The sequence below is a fragment of the Streptomyces sp. NPDC006385 genome, from assembly GCF_040612485.1.
Taxonomy (GTDB): Bacteria; Actinomycetota; Actinomycetes; order Streptomycetales; family Streptomycetaceae; genus Streptomyces.
The window spans coordinates 39,054-59,029 of record NZ_JBEXQG010000048.1; the positions used below are offsets into that span (position 1 = coordinate 39,054).

At 69.6% G+C, this 19,976-nt stretch carries 19 protein-coding genes and 1 pseudogene; 11 read left to right on the forward strand and 9 right to left on the reverse strand.

The features are described 5' to 3' along the window. Window positions 1-21 precede the first annotated feature (21 nt). The gene (locus ABZ078_RS29845; RefSeq protein WP_356580312.1) at window positions 22-390 is read right to left on the reverse strand and encodes a helix-turn-helix domain-containing protein; all 369 of its coding nucleotides are present in this window, start codon (window positions 388-390) and stop codon (window positions 22-24) included. A 606-nt stretch (window positions 391-996) separates the two neighbouring features. On the opposite strand from ABZ078_RS29845, the gene ABZ078_RS29850 reads away from it, so the two are divergent. Beyond that, on the forward strand, window positions 997-1,674 hold the full coding sequence (locus ABZ078_RS29850) for a response regulator transcription factor (RefSeq protein ID WP_356580314.1): 678 nt from the start codon (window positions 997-999) through the stop codon (window positions 1,672-1,674). Window positions 1,675-1,996: 322 nt separating this feature from the next. On the opposite strand, the gene ABZ078_RS29855 is transcribed toward ABZ078_RS29850, so the two are convergent. The 5 genes from ABZ078_RS29855 to ABZ078_RS29875 are packed head-to-tail and all read right to left on the reverse strand — an operon-like array spanning window position 1,997 to window position 7,078. Further along, on the reverse strand, window positions 1,997-2,947 hold the full coding sequence (locus tag ABZ078_RS29855; RefSeq protein ID WP_356580316.1) for a hypothetical protein: 951 nt from the start codon (window positions 2,945-2,947) through the stop codon (window positions 1,997-1,999). Further along, window positions 2,947-3,555, reverse strand: a complete 609-nt coding sequence (locus tag ABZ078_RS29860) for a flavoprotein (protein WP_356580318.1) — start codon at window positions 3,553-3,555, stop codon at window positions 2,947-2,949. Before ABZ078_RS29860 ends, ABZ078_RS29855 begins: the two co-directional genes overlap by 1 nt. Then, window positions 3,552-4,523: an LLM class flavin-dependent oxidoreductase gene (locus tag ABZ078_RS29865; protein WP_356580320.1), complete on the reverse strand. Its 972-nt coding sequence runs from the start codon at window positions 4,521-4,523 to the stop codon at window positions 3,552-3,554. Before ABZ078_RS29865 ends, ABZ078_RS29860 begins: the two co-directional genes overlap by 4 nt. A gap of 3 nt (window positions 4,524-4,526) precedes the next feature. Further along, window positions 4,527-5,810: an insulinase family protein gene (locus tag ABZ078_RS29870; protein ID WP_356580322.1), complete on the reverse strand. Its 1,284-nt coding sequence runs from the start codon at window positions 5,808-5,810 to the stop codon at window positions 4,527-4,529. After that, window positions 5,807-7,078, reverse strand: coding sequence for a pitrilysin family protein (locus ABZ078_RS29875; RefSeq protein WP_356580324.1), 1,272 nt, complete (start codon window positions 7,076-7,078; stop codon window positions 5,807-5,809). Before ABZ078_RS29875 ends, ABZ078_RS29870 begins: the two co-directional genes overlap by 4 nt. 159 nt (window positions 7,079-7,237) lie before the next feature. Here ABZ078_RS29875 and lxmK point away from each other — a divergent pair, with 159 nt between their 5' ends. From lxmK to ABZ078_RS29915, 8 genes are all read left to right on the forward strand, one after another. Continuing rightward, window positions 7,238-8,344 carry a class V lanthionine synthetase subunit LxmK gene (gene lxmK / locus ABZ078_RS29880; protein ID WP_356580326.1) on the forward strand — a complete coding sequence of 369 codons (1,107 nt, stop codon included), beginning with the start codon at window positions 7,238-7,240 and terminating at the stop codon, window positions 8,342-8,344. A gap of 3 nt (window positions 8,345-8,347) precedes the next feature. After that, a complete protein-coding gene (locus ABZ078_RS29885; protein WP_356580328.1) occupies window positions 8,348-9,316 on the forward strand; it encodes a T3SS effector HopA1 family protein in 969 nt (322 codons plus the stop codon). A 272-nt stretch (window positions 9,317-9,588) separates the two neighbouring features. Continuing rightward, complete coding sequence (locus tag ABZ078_RS29890; protein ID WP_356580329.1) at window positions 9,589-10,377, forward strand: SDR family oxidoreductase; 789 nt, start codon at window positions 9,589-9,591, stop codon at window positions 10,375-10,377. A 135-nt stretch (window positions 10,378-10,512) separates the two neighbouring features. Further along, on the forward strand, window positions 10,513-10,878 hold the full coding sequence (locus ABZ078_RS29895; RefSeq protein ID WP_356580331.1) for a nuclear transport factor 2 family protein: 366 nt from the start codon (window positions 10,513-10,515) through the stop codon (window positions 10,876-10,878). 560 nt (window positions 10,879-11,438) lie between these two features. After that, window positions 11,439-11,588 (forward strand): LxmA leader domain family RiPP, encoded by a 150-nt coding sequence (locus ABZ078_RS29900; RefSeq protein WP_356580332.1) that lies wholly within the window; start codon window positions 11,439-11,441, stop codon window positions 11,586-11,588. Window positions 11,589-11,715: 127 nt separating this feature from the next. Next, window positions 11,716-11,877, forward strand: a complete 162-nt coding sequence (locus ABZ078_RS29905) for an LxmA leader domain family RiPP (RefSeq protein WP_356580334.1) — start codon at window positions 11,716-11,718, stop codon at window positions 11,875-11,877. A gap of 348 nt (window positions 11,878-12,225) precedes the next feature. Next, a complete protein-coding gene (locus ABZ078_RS29910) occupies window positions 12,226-13,116 on the forward strand; it encodes an ATP-binding cassette domain-containing protein (protein WP_356580336.1) in 891 nt (296 codons plus the stop codon). Further along, on the forward strand, window positions 13,116-14,294 hold the full coding sequence (locus ABZ078_RS29915; RefSeq protein ID WP_356580338.1) for an ABC transporter permease: 1,179 nt from the start codon (window positions 13,116-13,118) through the stop codon (window positions 14,292-14,294). The genes ABZ078_RS29910 and ABZ078_RS29915 overlap by 1 nt, the downstream gene beginning before the upstream one ends. Window positions 14,295-14,468: 174 nt before the next feature. On the opposite strand, the pseudogene ABZ078_RS29920 reads toward ABZ078_RS29915, so the two are convergent. The 3 genes and pseudogenes from ABZ078_RS29920 to ABZ078_RS29930 form a co-directional block, all read right to left on the reverse strand. Beyond that, window positions 14,469-14,615 (reverse strand): annotated as a pseudogene (locus ABZ078_RS29920) (NAD(P)-binding protein); the annotation flags it as partial. 113 nt (window positions 14,616-14,728) lie between these two features. Beyond that, window positions 14,729-16,015: a histidine kinase gene (locus ABZ078_RS29925; RefSeq protein WP_356580340.1), complete on the reverse strand. Its 1,287-nt coding sequence runs from the start codon at window positions 16,013-16,015 to the stop codon at window positions 14,729-14,731. A gap of 520 nt (window positions 16,016-16,535) precedes the next feature. Then, window positions 16,536-18,218, reverse strand: a complete 1,683-nt coding sequence (locus ABZ078_RS29930) for a DUF6880 family protein (RefSeq protein ID WP_356580342.1) — start codon at window positions 18,216-18,218, stop codon at window positions 16,536-16,538. Window positions 18,219-18,456: 238 nt separating this feature from the next. Here ABZ078_RS29930 and ABZ078_RS29935 point away from each other — a divergent pair, with 238 nt between their 5' ends. Both ABZ078_RS29935 and ABZ078_RS29940 read left to right on the forward strand, forming a co-directional pair. Next, the gene (locus tag ABZ078_RS29935; protein WP_356580344.1) at window positions 18,457-18,765 is read left to right on the forward strand and encodes a type II toxin-antitoxin system prevent-host-death family antitoxin; all 309 of its coding nucleotides are present in this window, start codon (window positions 18,457-18,459) and stop codon (window positions 18,763-18,765) included. Window positions 18,766-19,091: 326 nt separating this feature from the next. Then, window positions 19,092-19,832: a BTAD domain-containing putative transcriptional regulator gene (locus ABZ078_RS29940; protein ID WP_356580346.1), complete on the forward strand. Its 741-nt coding sequence runs from the start codon at window positions 19,092-19,094 to the stop codon at window positions 19,830-19,832. Window positions 19,833-19,976: the final 144 nt, after the last annotated feature.

The window sequence follows — 19,976 nt, forward strand, 5'->3', positions numbered from 1 at the left end:
AGACCCAGCAGACCCAGCCGCTCAGGAAGACACCACGGAGCGATAGCGCGATATATTCGCCGACGACGCGTAGCCACGCCGGGAATTCGCAATGCCGTTCTTGCCGTCGACCAGCGCACGCTGGGCACGCAACTGAATGTAAACCTCACCCAGAGCTTTTTTCAGCTCAACCACTTCAGCGCGGAGCTGACGCTCCCGCTCGGTGCTCTGCCGGTCACCGCCCTCAAGTCCCTTGATGCCTGCTTCGACGAACTGGCGGCGCCAGTTGCTTACCGCCTGGCCCGAGACACCGGCTTTCCGGGCCGCTTCCGCGACGGAGACCCGACTGGACAGGACCGCGAGTACGAGTTCTGCTTTTGCTTGGGGAGAGATAGCCGGAGGACGTGCCACGATGCCTCTTTTCCTTACCTCTGGTTCCAACGTCCGAACCACCGAGAGCCGGCGCGAGCCTGATTCTCACCCAGGGCAGAACAACCAGCCCTCTACGGCCGAACGTAACCCGTGGACCGAAGCGATGACGTACGAAAAACAGACCACCACGAGGGGGCGGCAGAATAGAATCACGAATTTTGTGCATTGGTCAACGATCAGCAGATTAAATAATCCTCATCGGCTCTCCATTAGGCCCTCGTTCACAACCCTGAGACCCTTCGCCCGAATCACTGTGATCCGACTCACATTAATCGGAGATAAGTTCCCCTGTTGATCACCATCAATTCACCCACGCCATTTCAGGTAGGCCCGATGGATAACCGTTCGTCGGAGCGAGTTCCCATAACTGATTGATAACCGGCGTTCGCGTCGCGGCTCGGACCGGGAGTGAAGGCTCCGGCGCCCGATCGTATCCATTCAAGGGTGCGCTCCCACGCTCGTCCGAACTTTGCGGTGACGATATGTATCGATCTTCTCCCATGACCGGGCGACGGGGCATCAGCCACATGATCGATATCCGCTCACCTGCCATCGGCCGTTCGGCTGAGGTGACAAGATTGGCACGTGACTGCCTCGAAAACGCGCGTGCTGATTGCCGACGACCAGGGTCTGGTCCGGTGTGGTTTCCGGCTCATCCTCGACGCCACACCGAACGTCGAGGTGGTCGGCGAGGCCGCCGACGGGGCGGTGTGCGTCGAGCTGGCGCGTGCACTGCGGCCGGACGTGTGTCTGGTGGACATACGCATGCCGAAGCTGGACGGGCTGGAGGTGACCCGGCTGCTGGCCGGCCCAGGCGTGCCGGACCCGATCCGCGTCGTGGTGATCACCAGCTTCGACAGCGATGACTACCTCGATGCCGCGCTGCGCAACGGGGCGTGCGGGTTTCTGCTGAAGGACGCCACTCCCGCGTTGCTCGTGGAGGCGGTGCGGGCCGCGGCCCGCGGGGACGCGCTCGTCTCGCCCGCGGTGACATCACGGCTGCTCAAGCGCCTGGACAGGTCGGCGCAGGCGGGCAGCCCCGTCGGCGCTCCGGAGGATTCACTGCTCAGCGCCAGGGAGATGGACGTCGTCCGGCTGGTCGCGGTGGGCCGCACCAACCAGGAGATCAGCGACCAGCTGCGCCTGTCCCTGTCCACCGTCAAGACACACCTGGCTCACGTCCAGGCCAAGTTGGGCCTGCGCAACCGCGTGGAGGTGGCCGGCTGGGCCTGGGCGAACGGGGCCGTGCAGGGGGAACACTGACCGGCGCCGCCGCCTTTCACCGACGCTGTCCTTCCACCGACTCGCGGAACCCCTGCTCGTCGGCCGGCAGGTCCTCGTGCCACGGGGAGAGCCGCAAGGAACCGACCGGGGGTACGCCGCGTCGAGTGCCGTCGCCACCACGGCGACCACAGGCCGAAGACGACGGGGCGCACGGCCGTCACCGCGGTGACGGCACCACCGGTGCCCGGCGAGGCCGGCCGGTCGGGAACACGCCCGACATGGCGCGTCGGCAGACTCAGCACACCGACCGGCCGCCGCCTCTCGCCTCCGTCGCGACGTACGACGGAGGCGAGGCCGGGGGTTACCGCGGCGGTAGGGCAGCGGCGCCGCGGCTGTCGATCAGGTCGGCGATCATCGGGACGTAGTGGTGTATGTCGGGGCTCCAGCCGACGTAGGCCCCGAAGTCGTGGGCGTGGGTGACGATCCGTACGACCGCGCCGGTCGCGACACTCTCCTGGTCCCACCCGGGCCCGTATCCCGCCAGCAGCGCGTCCCTGAGCCTGCCGAACATCGGCTGGGGGTCGCCCAGCCGTTCGGCGGTCAGGGTCAGTTCGAGAAGCTCGCCGACCGTGCAGGCCAGGTCCGTCTCGGGGCTCGACCATGTGGCGTGGGGACCGGACAGGACCACCGCGCCGGGTGTGCTTTCGACGCTGTCGGCGATGACGATCATTCCGAGCCCGAGCCAGCCGTGCACCACGGTGACCGGGGCGCCCGGCGCCGGGTGCAGCACTCCGTGGGTGAGTTCGCGCAGTTCCTCCCAGCGTCGCGCACCCAGCCTCATGCGCAGCAGCTGACGCCAGCCGGTGGCGGCCCGGGGCCCGCCACCTCCGTCGAGCCACGCCATCAGCCTGGCCGCCCCCGCCGGCCGGGGGTAGTCGCCGGGCCGGTCGTCGTGGGAACTGACGGCGTGCAACGCCTTCAGGCGTTCGCCGAGGCGCCGGAAGACCGGTTCCAGTCGGCCGTCCAGGTCGTCCGCGGACAGCAGCAGTTGGGCGGCGCTGCGGCGACCGGTGGTCCGCCAGAGCCAGCGCCCGTCGGCACCGTCGCACGGGACGGCGAAGGACGTGTACGTGTCGGACGCCTCACGGGCTCTGCCGACGAAGCCCGGCTGCACCGATCGACGGGGATCGGGGTTGTCGGGACCCGGGGTGTGCTCCCACCCGATGCCCCCGTCGGGCAGAGCCAGAACACGGGTGTGTTGCAGCCCGGTACCGAACGAGGACAGGACCTCGGGCGCACTCGCGGTGGTCATCAGGTGGCCTCTCTCCAGGAGCGCAGGTCCTCCAGCGCCGCGATGGCCTGCGGCAGCAGAACCGACGTGCCGATGTTCGCCTCGCCCGTCGTCATGCTCACCCCGGGTACCGGGGGCAGGACGGTGACGTTGTCGCGGCCGGCGAGTTCGGCGATGTGCCGCTGGTATGCCGGGTTGGTGTGACCGTTGGGCGGCAGGGAGGGGCACACCACGATGGGCGCCGTCGTGCACTGCAGGGCGAGCAACACCGGGGTGTCGGCCAGGCCGAGGGACAGGCGGGCGACGAAGTGCATGGTGGCCGGGTGGACCAGGACGGCGTCCGGCCAGATGGACAGTTCGACGTGTTCGGCGTGGTCGGGCTCCTCGGTCCAGGTGTCGACGAGGGGCAGCCCGGCGCCTCCCGCGGCCGCCACGGCGGTGGTGCCCAGGAAACGGCGGGCGGAGGGGGTGACGGCGTAGCGGATCTGCGTTTCGGGATAGGAGGTCCGCAGCCAGGACAGCCACTGGGGCATGAACATGGCCTGCAAACCGCCGGTCACCACGTACAGAAGGCGTCGGGCGCCGAAGGCGGGCGGCTCAGCGGCGGCGGGGGGCAGGGCGCCGGTCATCGGTCACCTCTTTTCTCGACTGCGGTGAGGATCGCGGACAGGTCCCGCAGGGCGGCACCCGGCCCGTCGACGAGGTGCACCCCTGCGACGTTGACGATGACCTCGTCGACCCCGGCGGCGTGGTAGGCACCGAGGGTGTCCGCGATGTCCTCGGGGGTACCGGTGGCCACCACGCCGCGCGACAGCAGGAGCTCCGCGCCGGCACGCGGGTCGGCCGGGTCGACCGGCACGCCCGCCTGGTTGAGCATGTCGCAGTAGTGCGGCGCTTGCAGGTGAGCGCGGGACGGCTGGAGCGCCGTGTTGACGAGGTCACGCCCGGGGCGGGCCACCGCGCAGTGCACGACGGCGGCCAGGCGTGGCACCGTCCGCCCCGCCCGCGCCGCCGACTCCGCGATCGCCGGTGCGAGGCGGTCGCGGATGTAGGTGTGCGGTGTCAGCCAGGTGATGGCCCAGTCGGCGCATTCTCCGGCCAGCCGGGCCATCGGCTCACGCAGTACCCCCAGGCCGACCTCGACCGGAGGCGCGGGCAACAGCGGCGACCGCGCCCGGGTGGGCCGCATGGTGGCCTCGGTGACGACGGTGCTGTCCAGCATCGCTCGCATGCCGGCGACGTAGCGTCGGGTGGCGGTGACCGGTTTGTCGTAGGCGGCGCCGAGGATCTCCCGCTGGAAGTCCACGGGGCCCGGCCCTGTCCCGGCCACGAAGGAGTGCCCGGACAGGATGGCCGTCGAGAAGGCGCTCTGCGCCGCGGCCATCGGATGCCGTAGCGGCATGACCGAGACCGCTGTACCGAAACCGAGGTCCATTCCCGTGCCGGCGAGCGCGGCGAAAAGCTGGTGGGAGTCGAGGAGCAGCGACTGACCGCACCAAAGGCGTCTGCCGGAGGAGTTCTCCGCCAGCCGGGCGTACGGGATCACACTGCCGAGATCGGTGGGTTGTGCCGGATAGATGACGCTTGTCGTGAGCATTTCTTACCTTGGAGTGATGGACGGCACGCTGCCGGCCTCGTCGTCGGTCGATGGCGCCGTGCCCTCGCAGATGACACCGCTCATGTTCCGCGGGTGGAAGAGAGCGGCTGCCTGCCGCACATCACGGCAGGTCAGCTCTGCTGTCCGCGCGGGGATTTCGGAGATGCGCGACAGCGGCTGGCCGTTGGTCAGGTAGGACAGCAGGCATGAGGCACGGCTGCTCTGCGACCCCAGCGCCAGGTTGTACGCCCCGTGCGAGTAGCCGACCGCCGCCGCCAGTTCCCGCTCGGTGGGTCCGGTGGTGGCGAACTCCTCCAGCAGCTTCCCCAGTTGGGACATGGCCTGGTCGACGGTGGCGGGGGCGACGTCGGCCTCGATCACCAGCATGTCGCTGTCCCAGATGCCGGTGATCTGTGCGGTGGCGCGGTAGGCCAGGCCCAGTTGCTCGCGCAGCACGGTCATGACCTTGGAGGAGAAGTTGCCGCCGAGGATCAGGGCGGCGGCCAGTGCGGCGGGAAGGGCGTCGATGTCCTGGCGGGAGGAGGACGGCGCGGCCAGGCGGATGAGCGTCTGCTGCCACCCGGGGCGCGCGTGTCTGTGCACGCTCCGATCCGACAGCGGCCGCAGGCTCGGCAGCTGTGGTGCGGGGTCCGCGGGCCCGTGCCAGGACCCCAGCGCCGCGTCGAGCCGGGCGAAGAGGCGGTCGACGTCGAGGTCGCCGACGACGACCAGGTGCGACGGGCCGGGATCGACCGACTGGGCGTGTGCGGCGGTGACCTGCCGTGCGGACACGGTCAGCACCTCCCCCGGGTCGGGAACGGGGTCGGCCAACGGCGGAAGATGTCCGTATACGGCTTCCCACAACCGGCGTGTGGCCTCCACCGCGGGCTGCGCGACTGCCAGCCCGGCCTGCTGCGCCGCCTTGGCCGCCGCCGGCCGCACCAGGTCCTCGGGGTACTCCGCGTGCACGGCAGCGGCCAGGGTGTGGGCGAGCAGCGGCAGCTGATCGGCCGCGCAGACCAGGGAGAAGTACATCCACTGCCGGTTGCGGCGGACGTGCACGATGCCGCCGCGCTGCTCGAAGCGGGCGCAGGCCGGCAGGTCGGGCCAGCAGGCGGTCAGCACGTCGCACGCGGCCAGGTCCGACCGGTCGCGCAGCCTGAGCGGAACCGCGAGATGTGCCTGCACCATCGGCACCGTCGGCAGGACGGATGCGGTGATGGTCAGCCCGCCCGCGCCCTGGTGGGTGGCGAGGTGCGGCATCCGTACGCCCGTGGTCGTCCTCATGCCTGGGGTCCCTTCGTCAGGAGCGACATCACCGCTCGGCCACCCGGCCCGGCCACGGTGGCGGCGGCGGCGGCGACAGCGTCCGCGTCGATGCCGGTGGTGGCGCGGGCGAAGTCGTCGGCCATCGTCGGCCGGTCCCACAGCAGCTCCCCGCGGGCCAGGGAGCCCACCCGGTGGGCCAGCGAGTCCATGGACTGGTAGAGCCCTGTCACCGCGGTCGCGACCGCCCGCTCGATCTCCGCACCGGTCGCCTTGCCGGCCGCCACCTCTGCGGCCTCCTCGGTGATGAGTTCGGTGATCTCCTGCGCCGTCCCGGGCGGATGGTGGACGACGATCACGAACGTGTCGGGGTCCTTGACCATCAGCGGGCCGAACAGCCCGGGCGAAGTGGCCACCTGGACGCCGAGCGGCGTCAAGCGCGTGCGCAGCCTGGCCTGGCTCCCGCTGGTCAGCAGGTGCGACAGCACGAGATGGGCGGCGTAACCCCGCAGATCGGTTGTCGCGTCCGGCAGCCGGCAGCCGATGGCCAGTGCCGGCCGCGGTGCCAGGGCGTCGTGGTGGGTGCCGTACCGCGTCCGGGCGGCGATCGGCTCCGCGAGGTCCGGTGGGTCGGGCACGGCGCGCGCAGGCACCGGTTCGAAGTGCCGGCGCACCAACTCCAGTGTCTCGTGCGGGTCGATGTCGCCGCACACGGCCAGTACGGCGTTGCCGGGAGCGTAATAGGTGTCGAAGAACGCCACGCAGTCGTCGATCGTTGCCGCGTCCAGGTCGGCCAGTTCGCCGTACCCGTTGTGGGCGTTCTCCCACTTGTCGAACAGTGCCGAGGGCAGCACCGTCCACGGAAACCCTCCATAGGGCTTGCCGGTGACCTGGGTGCGGATCTCCTCCTTGACCACATCCCGCTGGACATCGAGGTTGTCCTGGGTGACGGCCAAGGACGTCATCCGGTCGGCCTCGAGTTCCAGGACGCGGTCGAGCAGGGCGACCGGGAAGACCTGGTGGTAGTCGGTCGAGTCGGGGAAAGTGTTCCCGTTGGTGGTTCCGCCGCCGGCCAGTACGGTGGCGAAGTGCTCGCCGGGGGCGACGTTCCGGGATCCCTGGAACATCATGTGCTCAAACAAGTGGGCAAATCCCGACCGGCCTCGGGACTCCGTCCGGAAACCGACCCGATAGTGCACGGCCACGCCCGCACCGTAAATTCCTGGAACGCGTTGAATGACAACGCGCAATCCGTTGTGGAGCGTCACTCGACGAATGGCATCCGACATGCCGGGAGACTAGGACGCAGGAGGACCCGGTGGGCAACCATTTGTTGCCGGGTATCTGTGTGCCGCCCAACTCCGCCTGGGATCACGGAATCCGGGAGCCAAGTAACGCGCATGGTTTGACATTGCCGTCGCCCGGGACCATCCCTACCATCCCGGCGTATGGCGACACCTAATCGTGCCCCGAACAGGGCAGTCACATACCAGCCGAAAGACCTTGCCGAGGCACCCGAAGTCGACGCGTTCCTGGCCCGTCTGGGTCTGGGCCCCTTCGACCGGACGACGATCACGTCCAACGCGGGACGCAACGACAACTGGGTCGGCACCACCACCGAAGGCACGGCGGTGTTCGTCAAGCGGCTCCGCTACAAGGACGCTGCCGACGGGATATCCAGAACCCAGGCCATATACGCCGCCGCCGACGGCCGTCTCGACTTCCCCAGGCTGCTCGGCGCCGATCAGGACAACGGGCTGCTGGTCTTCGAGGCTGTCCCCGAGGCACGATCCGGCGCACAACTCGCCAGTGACGATGCGTTCGACGATGACGTCTGCGACCGTGCCGCCACCGTGTTGGCGGCGCTGCACAGTCTGGAAGCGGACGGTATCGACGCCGGCGAGCACCCCTTCCCCCCGGTGGAGAACTTCGAGGCTCTGAGTCTGGCGCAGTACCTCAACGTCACTCACGGCCAGCTGGAGATCTGGCGGCTGCTGCACGGCGACGAGCAGATCGCGCGCGCCCTGCGTGATCTGAGGGCGACCGAGGTACCTGACCTCAAGGCACGCTGCCCCATCCACGGTGACCTCAGGCTGGACCAGTTCCTCCTGTCCGGCGGCAGGCTCTACCTGACCGACTTCGAGGAGAGCCGGATCGGGGACCCGGCGCGCGACATCGGAGCGTTCGCCGGGGAGTGGCTCTTCCAAGCGATCCACGTCACCCCGTCCACGCTGGCCGGCGCCTCACAGCTGGGTCACATCGCCACGCACGAGGAGATCGTCGCCACCGGCAGCGCCGAACTCGAGCGGCGCAGGCCCAAGGTCCGCAGGTTCCTGCGCACTTACCTGGAAGCGGCGCCGACGGCGATCACCAGCGACGAACAACTCCTCGTGCGGGCCGCCTCCTACGCCGGGTGGCACATGATCGACCGCATGCTGGCGGGGGGCATGGGCACCAGCCGTCTGTCACCGGTCAGCAAAGCGGCGGCCGGAATCGGCCGCACCGTACTGCTCTCCCCCGCCGACTTCACCTCGTCCCTGGGACTGGAGGCCTGACCCATGTTCGATCAGAAACTGCGGGTGGCAGCACAGATCGTCGCCGTCGCCGAAAGCGTCACCGTGTCCGCGGACGGGCTCAAGGCCGAAGTGGCCGGCGAGGTCATCGAGGCCGACAACCCCACCTCCCTTGCCCAGCAGATCGGCGACACGCTGTACGAGATCGTGCACGCGGGACGGGACAAGCGCACGGACAGCATCCAACGCAGCCTGCGGGACCCCGCCTTCGAATCCGTGCTGCTCGACGCCACCTCGAACCGCACCACCACGGCTCCGGCCCGGTATCTCACCGGCGACGAGGAGACGGCGATCGTCGTGCTGGACGGACTCCGGGTGCGCGTGCCCACCAGCTCCATCGCCGAACGTTCCGGTGAGATGGCCACGGTCACGCTGCCCTGCGCACGGCCCGGCGTGTCCGTCGGGTTCTTCCTCGCCACCTCCGGCAAGGTCCCCTACCGTTCCGCCGGCCACGTGCTGAGGTTGTACGGCCGACTCGACTCAGCCGACGTGGCGGCCCCGGTGTGGCGGCAACTCGTCGACTTCCTGGAGGACGCCGGCGTCCCGTGGCAGGCGAAGATCTCCTCGTCGAAGTCCGGATACCCCCGCAACGACGCGGTCGTGGTGTACCTGCCGCGCCCGTCCTGGCGCGTGGCCAGGGCCTGCGCCGCGATGCTCGAGGCGACGGGTCTGACGGGAGAGGGAACCTCGGCGTTCGCTCACCCCATCACCCGTTCGGTGAGCTGTGCCTTCGAGCCGGACGACCAGCGCGCGAACTATCGCGGCATGAGCTTCGGTCAGCACCGTGCCACGGTGCTCGGCGAGGCGCTGGTCAGGCACGCCACCCTGCCCGAGGAGGAGTCGGTCCCGGTCGCCGACCGCGTGTACCAGGCGTTCATCGACGCCGGCATCGACCCCAGCCAGCCGGCCCGCAACCTGTCCTCGCCCGTCGTGGACGTGCTGAGCCCCTCCTGACCACTCCGCTCGCGCAACGTTCCCGCCGAACGCTGCCCGGTGCGCGTCGGCGGGCTGCGACCCATCCGGGCGCCGCGGTCCACTCCGCGGCGCCCGTCATGCGGCTACGCCGAAGGCCGGCGCCCCTCTTCCGCGGCTCGGACATGCGGTCTGAGTTCCGCCGATTCGCTCCAGCTTTCCGGCAAGACCGCTCTGGCAGGCCTGTGGCCCGTGATGCCCCGACGGGCTCTTTTCGCCATGAATTTTGACTCATATTCAAGGGAACGGAATCAATGGACCTCGGAATCAGCGGGAAGACCGCTGTTGTCACCGGTGCGGGCCGCGGCATCGGCCTGGCCATCACCCAGGCCCTGGCCGCGGAAGGTGTCAGGGTGGTGGGCGCTTCCCGCACCATCACCCCTGAGTTGGAGAAGGCCGCCGCCGCCACCGTGGCTGTCGATCTGAGCACGCGTGACGGGGCGGCGGCGGTGGTCGAGCAGGCGATCGCCGCGGTCGGCGGGATCGACTTCCTGGTCAACAACGTCGGTGGATGCGATCCCGACAAGCTGTCCCTGGGTGGCTTCCTCGACTCCGGCGACGAGCAGTGGCAAGCGGTCTTCGAGCTCAACCTGTTCAGCGCGGTCTGGACAACCAGGGCGGCGCTGCCGAGCATCCTGGAGCGCAAGGGCGCGATCGTGAACATCTCGTCGGTCAGCGCCCGCGTGCCCGCCGGTTCCCCCGTCGGCTATGCCGAGGCCAAGGCGGCGCTGACCCAGCTCAGCAAGCGGCTCAGCGAGGAGTTGGCCCCGCGCGGTGTCCGCGTCAACACCGTCTCCCCCGGTGTCGTCGCCAGCTCGCTGTGGACCGACCCGAACGGTATCGGCGGCAAGCTGGCCGCCGCCTCCGGCCTCAGCCATGAGGATCTTCTCGCGAAGCTGCCCGCGCTGTGCGGCACCTCGTCGGGGCGCCTCACCGAACCCGAAGAGGTGGCCGACCTGGTCGCCTTCCTGCTGTCCGAACGTGCCGCCAACATCCATGGCGCCGACCACGTCATCGACGGCGGCGCCCTCAAGACCGCCTAGCGTCACGCGACGGACCAGCTTCCAGGCTTCCTCCGCAGCGGCGGCGAAGCTCATGCCCCAGAACCGGACAACCTGCCTTCAAGCATGGCGAGAACCGCCCAGGACTCGCAGAACACCGGTATGAAGGAGTCATACATGTCATCCGGCACATCACCCGAGACGACATCTTCGAAGGATCCCGTCGAGCGACAGCTCGACGCCTACAACAGACAGGCGCTGGAGGAGTTCCTCGCCTGTTACGCGGACTCGGCCCAGCTGCTGGTCGACGGTGTGACGGCCGCCTCCGGCAAGGAGGCGCTGCGGGAGATCTACGCCCGGCAATTCGCGCAGACGCCGGTGAAGGCGACGTCCCTCGGCCGGTTGCGCCAGGGCGAGTGGGTTGTGGACCACGAACGCGTCGAGGCACCGAGCCTGCCGACCACGACGGTGCTCGCCCTCTACCGGGTGCGCGACGGCCTCATCGACCAGGTCCAGTTCCTGGGGCAGCAAGCGGAGATGTGAGCACGCTGCCCTCCCGCACCGGACAGGTCACGACCTTCTCCCCATCGTGACCTGTCCGGCGCCCGCTGGGTGTTGGCCGAGCCGGTGCCCTGCCAGGCAGGGTGCAGAAACGATTTTTCGTTCGCCGGCCACACCGGTGCCGCCACGCTGATTCCGGCCGAGCACGTGTGCCACACCCCCCTTTTGAAGTCGCACGGGAAATGCTCACGCCGATGTCCTGCCGGCCGTTCGCCACCGCAGCCGAAACCGAACTCTTCCGCATCGGCGAACACGGCAGATCCGGATATCGGTGTTCCGTTCGGAAGGGCAGGCAGCCATGCGAACGGCCGCCGAAACCAAGAGCCAAGAATCGTGGAAAAGTTTCCTTCCTCCGACATAAACAATGGTCAGAAAGCCGCAGCCCAAAGCTGAACCGAACATCCCCTCGACTGCGAAGTGCCGCCTATGGTCAACTCATATGCAAGCGCACAGGGCAGGAACGATCCGAAGCCGGCCGGCGCCTTGTGTGTGACCGTCACCTGCAAAGGCAGGATGACACCTTTTCGAAAGGACCAATCATCATGAACGAGCAGCTGATTGCCGGTTACACCGCGTACACCACCTCCGAGGAGTTCGGCGCTGCGGCTTCGGGCGCTGTTCCGGGCACCATCTTCCTCAGCCCCTTCCTTTCCCAGGCCATGTCGCCGACCACGATGGAAAACCACTGCTGACCAATCCGGTCATCTGCTGCGGGAAATCGCGGCGGACCAGCCGGTCGTGATCCGGCCGGCCGGTTGAGAGTGTGGTTCACGTCGCCTGCAAAGGCAGGATGACACCTTTCCGAAAGGACCAATCATCATGAACGAGCAGCTGATTGCCGGTTACACCGCGTACACCACCTCCGAGGAATTCGGCGGTGCCTCCTCGGTCGGCGAGGCTCCCGCCTCGACTCCTACGATGACCATCAGCTTCACGGCCATCACCGGTGGCGCCGCGGCGTCTCTCTGGTGGGACTGCTGACGCCGGCTGATTCAGCGTTACGGCATCGTTCCGAGTAGAGAAGCCGACGGGGCGCCAACCGCGCCCCGTCGGTCTCTCCCCGAACCTGTCGTCGTGAGCCCCGCCGACGGGGCCGGCGTGCGGTCGAGCGTTCTGCCGGCACAGCGGCCGGAATCCATCCGGGGAGACACGACAGGCGACAAGTTCACCCGGTCACAGTGTGTCGACACCACCGCGCAGGCCCCCCGGATCACCCGGGGGGCCGCGGTGCTTACTGCGGAAGCCAGGAGTGGCGACCGCGACGGCCCAACAGCATCACCGAAGGCGATGAGGAGCAGAACTCTTGTGAAGAGGCTGGACATTGACGCTGTGTCGAAACGGTACGGCGAGCGTGTCGCCGTGGACTCCATGTCCTTCAGCGTTTCGGCCGGCGAGATATTCGGTTTCGTCGGCGGCAACGGCGCAGGGAAGACCACGACCATGCGCATCGCTGTCGGGGTCCTCTCCGCGGACAGCGGAACGGTGCGCTGGGACGGTAAGCCGGTCTCAGGACGGGACACGGCCAGCTTCGGGTACATGCCCGAGGAACGGGGTCTCTACCCGAAGATGACCGTCGCGAAGCAACTCGTGTACCTGGGTCGCCTGCACGGGATGTCCGCCTCCGAGGCGCGCGTGGCGATGCGGCGGTGGACGGAGCGGTTGCGCATCGCCGAGCACCGCGACCGGCCGGTGGAGTCCCTCAGCCTGGGCAACCAGCAGCGGGTGCAACTTGCCGCAGCGCTCGTGCACGACCCCGACATGCTGATCCTGGACGAGCCGTTCTCCGGTCTCGACCCGGTGGCGGTCGAGGACATGAGCGACGTACTGCGCGAGAAGGCGTCCGACGGCACTGCCGTTCTGTTCTCCAGCCACCAACTCGACCTGGTCGAACGCCTGTGTGATCGAGTGGGGGTGGTGAACGCCGGGAAGACGGTGGCCTGCGGCACGCTCGACGAGCTGCGCCGTGCCCTGCGCCCCCTGCTGTACCTGAGTGTCGAAGGCGCCCGGGCGGACTGGCCCGCCAGGATCCCCGCCGTCACCTGGTTCGAGCCGGCTGACGACGGCGTGGTCCTCGAACTCGGCCCCGGCTGCGACGAGAACGCCCTGCTGCGCGAGGCGATGGAGCACGGAGCGGTGCGTCAGATGGTCTGGCGGCGCCCGACGTTGACGCAGATGTTCCGCGACCTGACGACCACGACCGACGAGAGGGTGGCTGTGTGATGGCCGATGTCCATGGGCGCAACGCCTGGTTCGAGGACGTTCTCCTCGTGTACCGGCGTGAGATCAGGGCGCGCATGCTCACCAAGGGCTACGCCATCGGCCTGGTGATCTCGTCGGTCATCCTGGTCGCCATGGTCGCGGGCTTCTCCTCGTCCAGCGCGCCCACCACCCCCACCGTCGCCCTGTGCGGAGCCCCGGTGTCCTCCTTCGGTCCCGCACCACAGGGCGTGCGCACACGGCACTGCGCCGACGCGTCGACCGCCCGCGAGGAGACCCGTACCAAGAGGGTCGCCGCCGCCGTCATGGTCAGGGATCACAAGGTCACGGTGCTGGTGCGCGGCGACACCCCGCAACAGGCCGAGAGCGCCGCCGTCGCCATGGGACGCGCCTGGGCGACCACGGCCGCGCTGCGCGACCAGCATGTGGACACCGCACGCCTCCAGCAGAGCATCGCCCGGACCGGCCCGCACGTGACGACAGTAGGCGGTACCGAAGGCCATGACACCAAGGGCCTGGGCGCCGCCATCGGGATGGTGATCGTGCTGTTCGCGCAGGTCGTCGGCCAGGGCGCGTCCATCGCCCAGGGGGTGGTGGAGGAGAAGTCGACCCGCGTCGTCGAAGTGCTGCTGTCGACGCTGACGCCCATACGCCTGATGGTCGGCAAGGTAGCGGGCATAGGGACGGCGGCGCTGACGCAGGTGGCCGTCCTGGCCGCCACCGTCGGCGGCATGCACTATGTCGCCCCGGAGCGAAGCTTCACACTGCCCCCGGCTGCGGCGCTCATCTCGGGCGTCGGTTGGTTCCTGCTGACGTTCGCCCTGTTCGCCTTCATCTTCGCGGCGGCCGGATCGCTGGTCTCGCGGCCGGAGGAACTGCAGTCCGTGCTCACCCCCGTCATGCTGCTCGCCATGGGGCCCATGGTGGTGGCCGCGACCGCCGGCAGCACGCTTGACTCCTCGTGGGTACAGGTCCTGCGGTACATCCCGCCCTTCTCCGGCGTCCTGATGCCCCTGATGACCTTCACCGGCCAGGCGACTCATGGGCAGCAGTTGCTGGCGGTGGGCGTGGCGGTGCTGGCGACGGCGGCCTGCGCCTGGCTGGGGGCACGGGTGTACAGCAACTCCATCCTCCGTATCGGAGCCAAGGTCGGCTGGAAGCAGGCGCTGGCCGCCGCGTGAGTCCCACCCGGCCTGTGCCGCCTTCCTCCGCTCGGGGAAGCCGCCCACCGCCACCGCCTCCCCCGCCGGACGAGCGGTGTTCGCCCCGTCGGCGACGTCACCGCCAACGTACCGACCGGTGCAGGACGCAGCCTTCCTCGGAGTACGGAGGCGGGCGCAGTCGATGTCCGGGCGGGCCGAGCAGTGATCGTGCGGCAGACCAGGGGACGGTTCGCTGGTGCGGGTACCGCCGCGGATCGTGTCGGCGGCCTCCGGGACAGTGGCGTCCAGCCCCTCCTGGGCGAGGCGGTCAGCGGCCGCGAGACCGTTGGGTCCGCCGCCAGTACGGCCGTGCTCATGTCGCCTCCGCGATGGGCGGGATCGGTCCCCCGACGGTCAGGACCGGTCGGCTCCCTCCGTCGTGCCCGGTCGGCGCGCTGCGCGGAACCGCCTCGTCACCCGAGGCCGGGCACGCCCGGGCCGGGGCCCGGATCGCGCACCGCCGGGCCCGGATCCGAGCGGAAGATCAGTCGTGCGCCGGCGGGCCGCTCACCGCCCGGAGTGCCTGCCGCACGCGTCGGGGCATGAGCGACGAGCCGCCAGCCCCCCTCATCGGTCGGGCCTGCCGTCAGCGTGCCGCCCACCGCTTCCATCCGCTCGCGCAGGCCGGCCAGACCGTGACCGCCCGGGCCACCCACCGGGGTGACTCCCTGCCGCCGGAGAGCGGTGTTGTGCACGTCGACCCTGAGCAGGCCATCGCGGGTGAGGTCGAGGCGCACCGTCGCCTGGGTGCCCGGCGCGTGCCGCCGTACGTTGGTCAGACCCTCCTGCACCACCCGGTGGACCACGGTCCACACCTCGGCGGACGAAGGCAAGCGACGTGCCGCCGCGGTGATCTCCAGTCGGGCGACCGACCCGTCGCCCTGGCCGTTGAACGACGAGACCAGCTTGGCGAGTGCCAGGCACGGCTCACCGCGGTACTCAGCCGGGACTTCGTCACGCAGCACGCGCAACAGCCGGCGCATGGAGTCCATGGTCCGCTGACCGGCCTCCGCGATGTTGTCCATGATGGGGCCGATCTTCTCCGGCGCGCTGCGGTGGATCACACTGCCGGCGTGCGCCTGCGCGATGATGCCGGTGATGTGGTGGGAGACGAAGTCGTGCAACTCCTGGGCGAGTCGCAGCCGCTCGGCCAGTCGTACGGCGGCCGCCGCTCGCTCCCGGCGTGCCTCCGCCGCGCGCAGGAAGCACCCCACGCCGATCGCGGCACCCACGGCGAACGTCAGCAGGAAGGGATAGCTCAGGGTGATCCCGGATCCCTCGGTGCGCAGCGGCTCGTCGATCACGCAGACCCCGAGGGCGGCCGCCAGCGCGACAGCAACGCCGGGCCGTCTGACGCGGGAGCAGGTGCGGGCCAGCAGGGCGAGCAGGCACGCCGTCTCAAGCAGACCCCAGTCGGGCAGCGGCCGACCCATGAGGAGCACGCTCGCGGTCAGCACCATCGACCCTGCCGCGGCCAGCCCCGCGCGCGCCTCCGTGCTGAGCCACCGCTCCGGCCCGAGCACCAGGGATAAGGCGGCCAGGCCGCTCAGCACGGGCAGCCAGGCGGCCATACCGCCTGGACTGCACCAGACGATCACCACGTCAACCAGCCACAGCACGCCCAGCCCCGCCGACACCGCGACGAGCCACCGTCTTCGAGCCGACTGGGGTCCAGGGAATTCGGGTGCGAAGTCTGTCATGGACGTGGAGGCTAGCGCCCGGTGATGAGGGGGAGTGGTGGGAGGACTGTGCAGAAGCGCACAGACAGACCGCCCCGGACTGAGGCTCTCCCGCGTCTCCCTGGGCTCGGCGGTCCCGTCGGCCGACGCGCTCACCCGCGGTACCGGTCGACGGCCGACACCCGGCACGGGGCGACGCGCGGACAGTCGGCACACGCCGCCTGACGTCACACGGGATGTCGGACGCGACCTGTGCCGACGCTGGAGCGGTTCCTCCGCCCCAACGTCCGTGTGGAGGTGGCCAAAGCCCGCACCTGGTCGGCGTGCGCCTTGGCGGCTCGAAGGAGATGGTCGCGGTCGGCGACGGCGGCGCCCCTGAGCGGTGGGCGCACCGCGAACACGCCCGCCACCCCGTGATCCCGTAGGGGCGGGCGGTCCTACGCGGCCCCGGCCGGCACTGGTGTCCCGGCTGGGACCGCTGGAGAGACGCCGTCCAGCAGGCAGTGAGCGGGACCGGGACCGGGACCGGGACCGCCCACCTTCACAACCCGGATCGGTCGAGGATGCTCATCAGTTTCCGCCTGCGTTTCAGCTCCGTCCGCAGGCCGGCGAGATACACGGTGAACGCGTCCTCGGTCCCCAGCGCACGATGGCAGTCACGGGCGCCCAGCAGCAGCCGTGCCAGGCGCTCGTAGGCGCGGTCCCCGGTCGGTTCCTTCGACCTCTCGACCAGCCGCAGGTACACACCGAGTGCCTCGGCCGGGCGGGCCTCACGCGACAGGTCGGCGAGTTGCTCCCACTGCCGGTCGTCAGCCCGGTCGGCCGCCTCCCGCCAGGCGGCGTCCAGGTCGCCGTCGTCGAGCAGCACGTCGATCAGCACGTGCCCGCCGTACCAGCCGCCGCGCTCACGACGGGCGTCCTCCCTCAAGATGGCCAGCGCCGCCCTGCGGTCAGCCTCCCAGCAGTCTGCCGCCCGGGCGGCAGAGCGCAGCTGCCGGTAGGCGGCCAGGGACCGCTCGACACGGAACCGGTCCCGGCGCACCGCGACAGCGTCGGCCGCCCGCCCTGCCTTCGCGTACCGGACGACCACATAGTCGACCAGACGGCCGTCGATGTGCGTCTCGGCGGCGCGGTCCCGTAGTCCGCGCTCCGCCCAGGCGAGCGCCTCCTCCGCGCGGCCCGCCGATTCCAGTTCCTCGGCGATACGCAGATGTGTGGCACCGGACGCGTCGAGGTCCTGCGCGTACAGGGCGACCAGCGCGTCGACGTCGCCCTCCGCCTTGACCAGGCGTTCCATCAGGTACCGGGCCGCCCAGCCGGACGGCCTACGCCGCCGCGCCTCGACCGCCAGCTGCCGCATGCGGACCAGCCCGCTCGGTCCCAGCACGTCGGCGTAGTCGAGCGGGTCCAGGTCCGGCACATCGCTGTCGTCGCCGAGCACGTGGCCGGCCAGCCACTCGGCCAGCCGATCCGGATCGGGGCGTGCGACCCCGCATGCCTCCAAGTGGGCCTCGGCCACCGCGGCGGCGGCCTCCCCGACCACACCGTCGGAGTCGTCGATCTCCCGGTACGCCTCCCCGAGTTCCCGGAGGGCCTCCTCGGCCAGACCGACCGCCTGCGCCGCCTGCCCGTCGGCGGTCAGGGCGCGCAGCGCGTCCGCCGCCTCGGCCACCTGCCGCGCATACCCCGCGGCATCCGCGTACTCGACGCACCCGTACCGGGCGAACGGCCGCGGATCCACCAGCGCAACAATCCGCTCCCCGACCGCACTGAGGTCGGAACGAGCAGCGGCGGCCCGCAACTCCAAGCGCCGCCGCAGTTCCCGGTCCTCGGCGATCTGTTCCCGCACCAGCGCCAGGAGTTCGTCACGTGAGCGCGCCGAGAGCCAGGCCTCCAAGCCGGACGCTCGTGCCCGTGCCGCGGCCCGCTGACGCGGAATCGTCTCCGCCCGCCGCAGCACGGTCAGCCCGACCGCCACACAATGCTTGCAGAAGTTGCCCTCCTGCCCGTACGGGCAGTCGCACCACCCCGAAACGCCCTCACCGCCACCGAGGGTGAGCTCCACCTCGTAGACATCCGTACCGTGCACCACGGCGGTGACCGAGCCCTCCCCCACCTCCAGACCGCTCACCGCGTCCAGATACCCCAGCCCCCGCTCGAAGGACCGCGCCCCGGCCAGCGCCCGCAGATCATCCTCGCCGAATCCCACCGCTTTCCGTGCCACGCCGGCCATTCAACCGCGAGGCGGCAGGTGCGGAACACCGACCAGCCCACCGATAAGCCAGACTTCCTCAACTACTCGAATACGCTCCCCGATCCCGAAGCCAATGACACGGTCGCCGTACGGGTGAGCCGAGATCAGCCTCCGCACCCCCGGGGATCGGCGCCGCATTCCGCATAGCCATGAGACGTCATAGCCATGAGACGTCCGCCGCAACCCCCTCATCATCGACTGGCGATCAGTGGCACACCTGTTCCCGCTGATCGAGCAGGTCAACGAGGATCACGCTCCGGTTCACATCACCTCCCGCAAGGGGAACGCCGTCCTGATGTCCGAAGAGGACTTCAACTCCTGGACGGAGACCGTGCACCTCCTGCGCTCCCCCAAGAACGCCCGTCGCCTGCTCGACTCCATCGCCGAGGCCGAGGCCGGCGAGGCCCGGCATCGCGAACTGAGGCGCATCAACAAGCTGATCGACGACACACACCGGCTCGTGTACAAGCCGACCGACGACGAGTTGATCATCGTTCAGGCTCGGTACCACTACTGACAGGGCCCGAAGAACGCGACGCGCAACGCCCTTCGTGCCTCGGGATTCGTGAAGGGCGGCAGAGAGCACCCGACTCCTCGGCTGTTCGTCGCGGTGGGCCGGGCCGGCGGCGGACCACGGACACTCCGGCGCGAGAGGGCTCATGCCTGTGGAACACGCTGCGGTGATACGCCGCGCCAAGAGCTGCGACGTCCCGGCACGCGGTTTCTCGACGAAAGCAGACTTATCGGCCCATTTCCATCACGCCACACCCCGATCACTGCAGTCCTTGCAGAAACTTTCCGCAAGCGCTTGCGGATCATGAAAGCTGGACTTATCGTCCCCCCGTGCTCACTCAACGTACGGAACTTCATCTGCTCGGGCAGGTTCGACTGAGCCCCGGCGCACCCCACGTCAAGGGAGTCAAGGCACGGGCGTTGCTGGTGGCACTCATGCTGCGTGCCAACAGCGGAGTGTCCCTCGACACGCTGACCGAGAGTCTCTGGGACGGTGAGCCGCCACGGTCCGCGGTCGCCAACATCCGCACCCAGGTGAGCACCCTGCGCCGCGCGCTGGGCACGAAGGCGACCCTCGTGGGCGTACCGGGCGGATACCGCCTGGTCGTCGCGGCGGACCTCTGCGACCACCTGCGGTTCCTCGACGAGGTGGCCGCCGGACGGGCCGCACTGGCCGACTCCGACCTGCCGCGCGCGATCAAGCCCCTCAGCGCGGCGCTCTCCCTGTGGGACGGTGACCGCGCCGCGATCGGCGTGCCGCGCTACGGGCCGCTCGACGGGTGGCTCAACCACCTGGACGAGGAACGGATGCGGGCGGTGGAGGACCTGGCCGACGCCTATATACGGCTGGGCGAGCCGCGCGCGGCGCTGCGCGACCTGGCGGATCTGCTGGCCGTCTCCCCACTGCGCGGCCGCAGTTGGGAGCTGCGCATGCGGGCCCATCACCGGCTCGGCGAGCTGGGCGAGGTCAGCGGCACGTACCAGGCCGCGGTGGCGGCGTACCACCGGGAGCTGGGCATAGCCCCGGACGGCCAGCTCAGCACGCTGCACCGGGTTCTGCTGCGCGGCTGACCGGGTGGGCCCTCCGCCGAGCACCGTACGGGCGGCACATACACGCCGCGTACTCGTGCGGCGAAAGGAGTCCTGTACCCGGCGCTCGTAGCGTCTGCACCGCCCGACCACCCCCTGCGCGTTTCGCCACGCTGCGCAAAGGAA

Coding starts and splice junctions, on each gene's coding strand:
- ABZ078_RS29860 (WP_356580318.1), bottom strand. CDS start 3,555: ATGACCGGCGCCCTGCCCCCCGCCGCCGCTGAGCCGCCCGCCTTCGGC.
- ABZ078_RS29855 (WP_356580316.1), bottom strand. CDS start 2,947: ATGACCACCGCGAGTGCGCCCGAGGTCCTGTCCTCGTTCGGTACCGGG.
- ABZ078_RS29905 (WP_356580334.1), top strand. CDS start 11,716: ATGAACGAGCAGCTGATTGCCGGTTACACCGCGTACACCACCTCCGAG.
- ABZ078_RS29875 (WP_356580324.1), bottom strand. CDS start 7,078: ATGTCGGATGCCATTCGTCGAGTGACGCTCCACAACGGATTGCGCGTT.
- ABZ078_RS29870 (WP_356580322.1), bottom strand. CDS start 5,810: ATGAGGACGACCACGGGCGTACGGATGCCGCACCTCGCCACCCACCAG.
- ABZ078_RS29885 (WP_356580328.1), top strand. CDS start 8,348: ATGTTCGATCAGAAACTGCGGGTGGCAGCACAGATCGTCGCCGTCGCC.
- ABZ078_RS29890 (WP_356580329.1), top strand. CDS start 9,589: ATGGACCTCGGAATCAGCGGGAAGACCGCTGTTGTCACCGGTGCGGGC.
- ABZ078_RS29895 (WP_356580331.1), top strand. CDS start 10,513: ATGTCATCCGGCACATCACCCGAGACGACATCTTCGAAGGATCCCGTC.
- ABZ078_RS29900 (WP_356580332.1), top strand. CDS start 11,439: ATGAACGAGCAGCTGATTGCCGGTTACACCGCGTACACCACCTCCGAG.
- ABZ078_RS29865 (WP_356580320.1), bottom strand. CDS start 4,523: ATGCTCACGACAAGCGTCATCTATCCGGCACAACCCACCGATCTCGGC.
- ABZ078_RS29925 (WP_356580340.1), bottom strand. CDS start 16,015: ATGACAGACTTCGCACCCGAATTCCCTGGACCCCAGTCGGCTCGAAGA.
- lxmK (WP_356580326.1), top strand. CDS start 7,238: ATGGCGACACCTAATCGTGCCCCGAACAGGGCAGTCACATACCAGCCG.
- ABZ078_RS29915 (WP_356580338.1), top strand. CDS start 13,116: ATGGCCGATGTCCATGGGCGCAACGCCTGGTTCGAGGACGTTCTCCTC.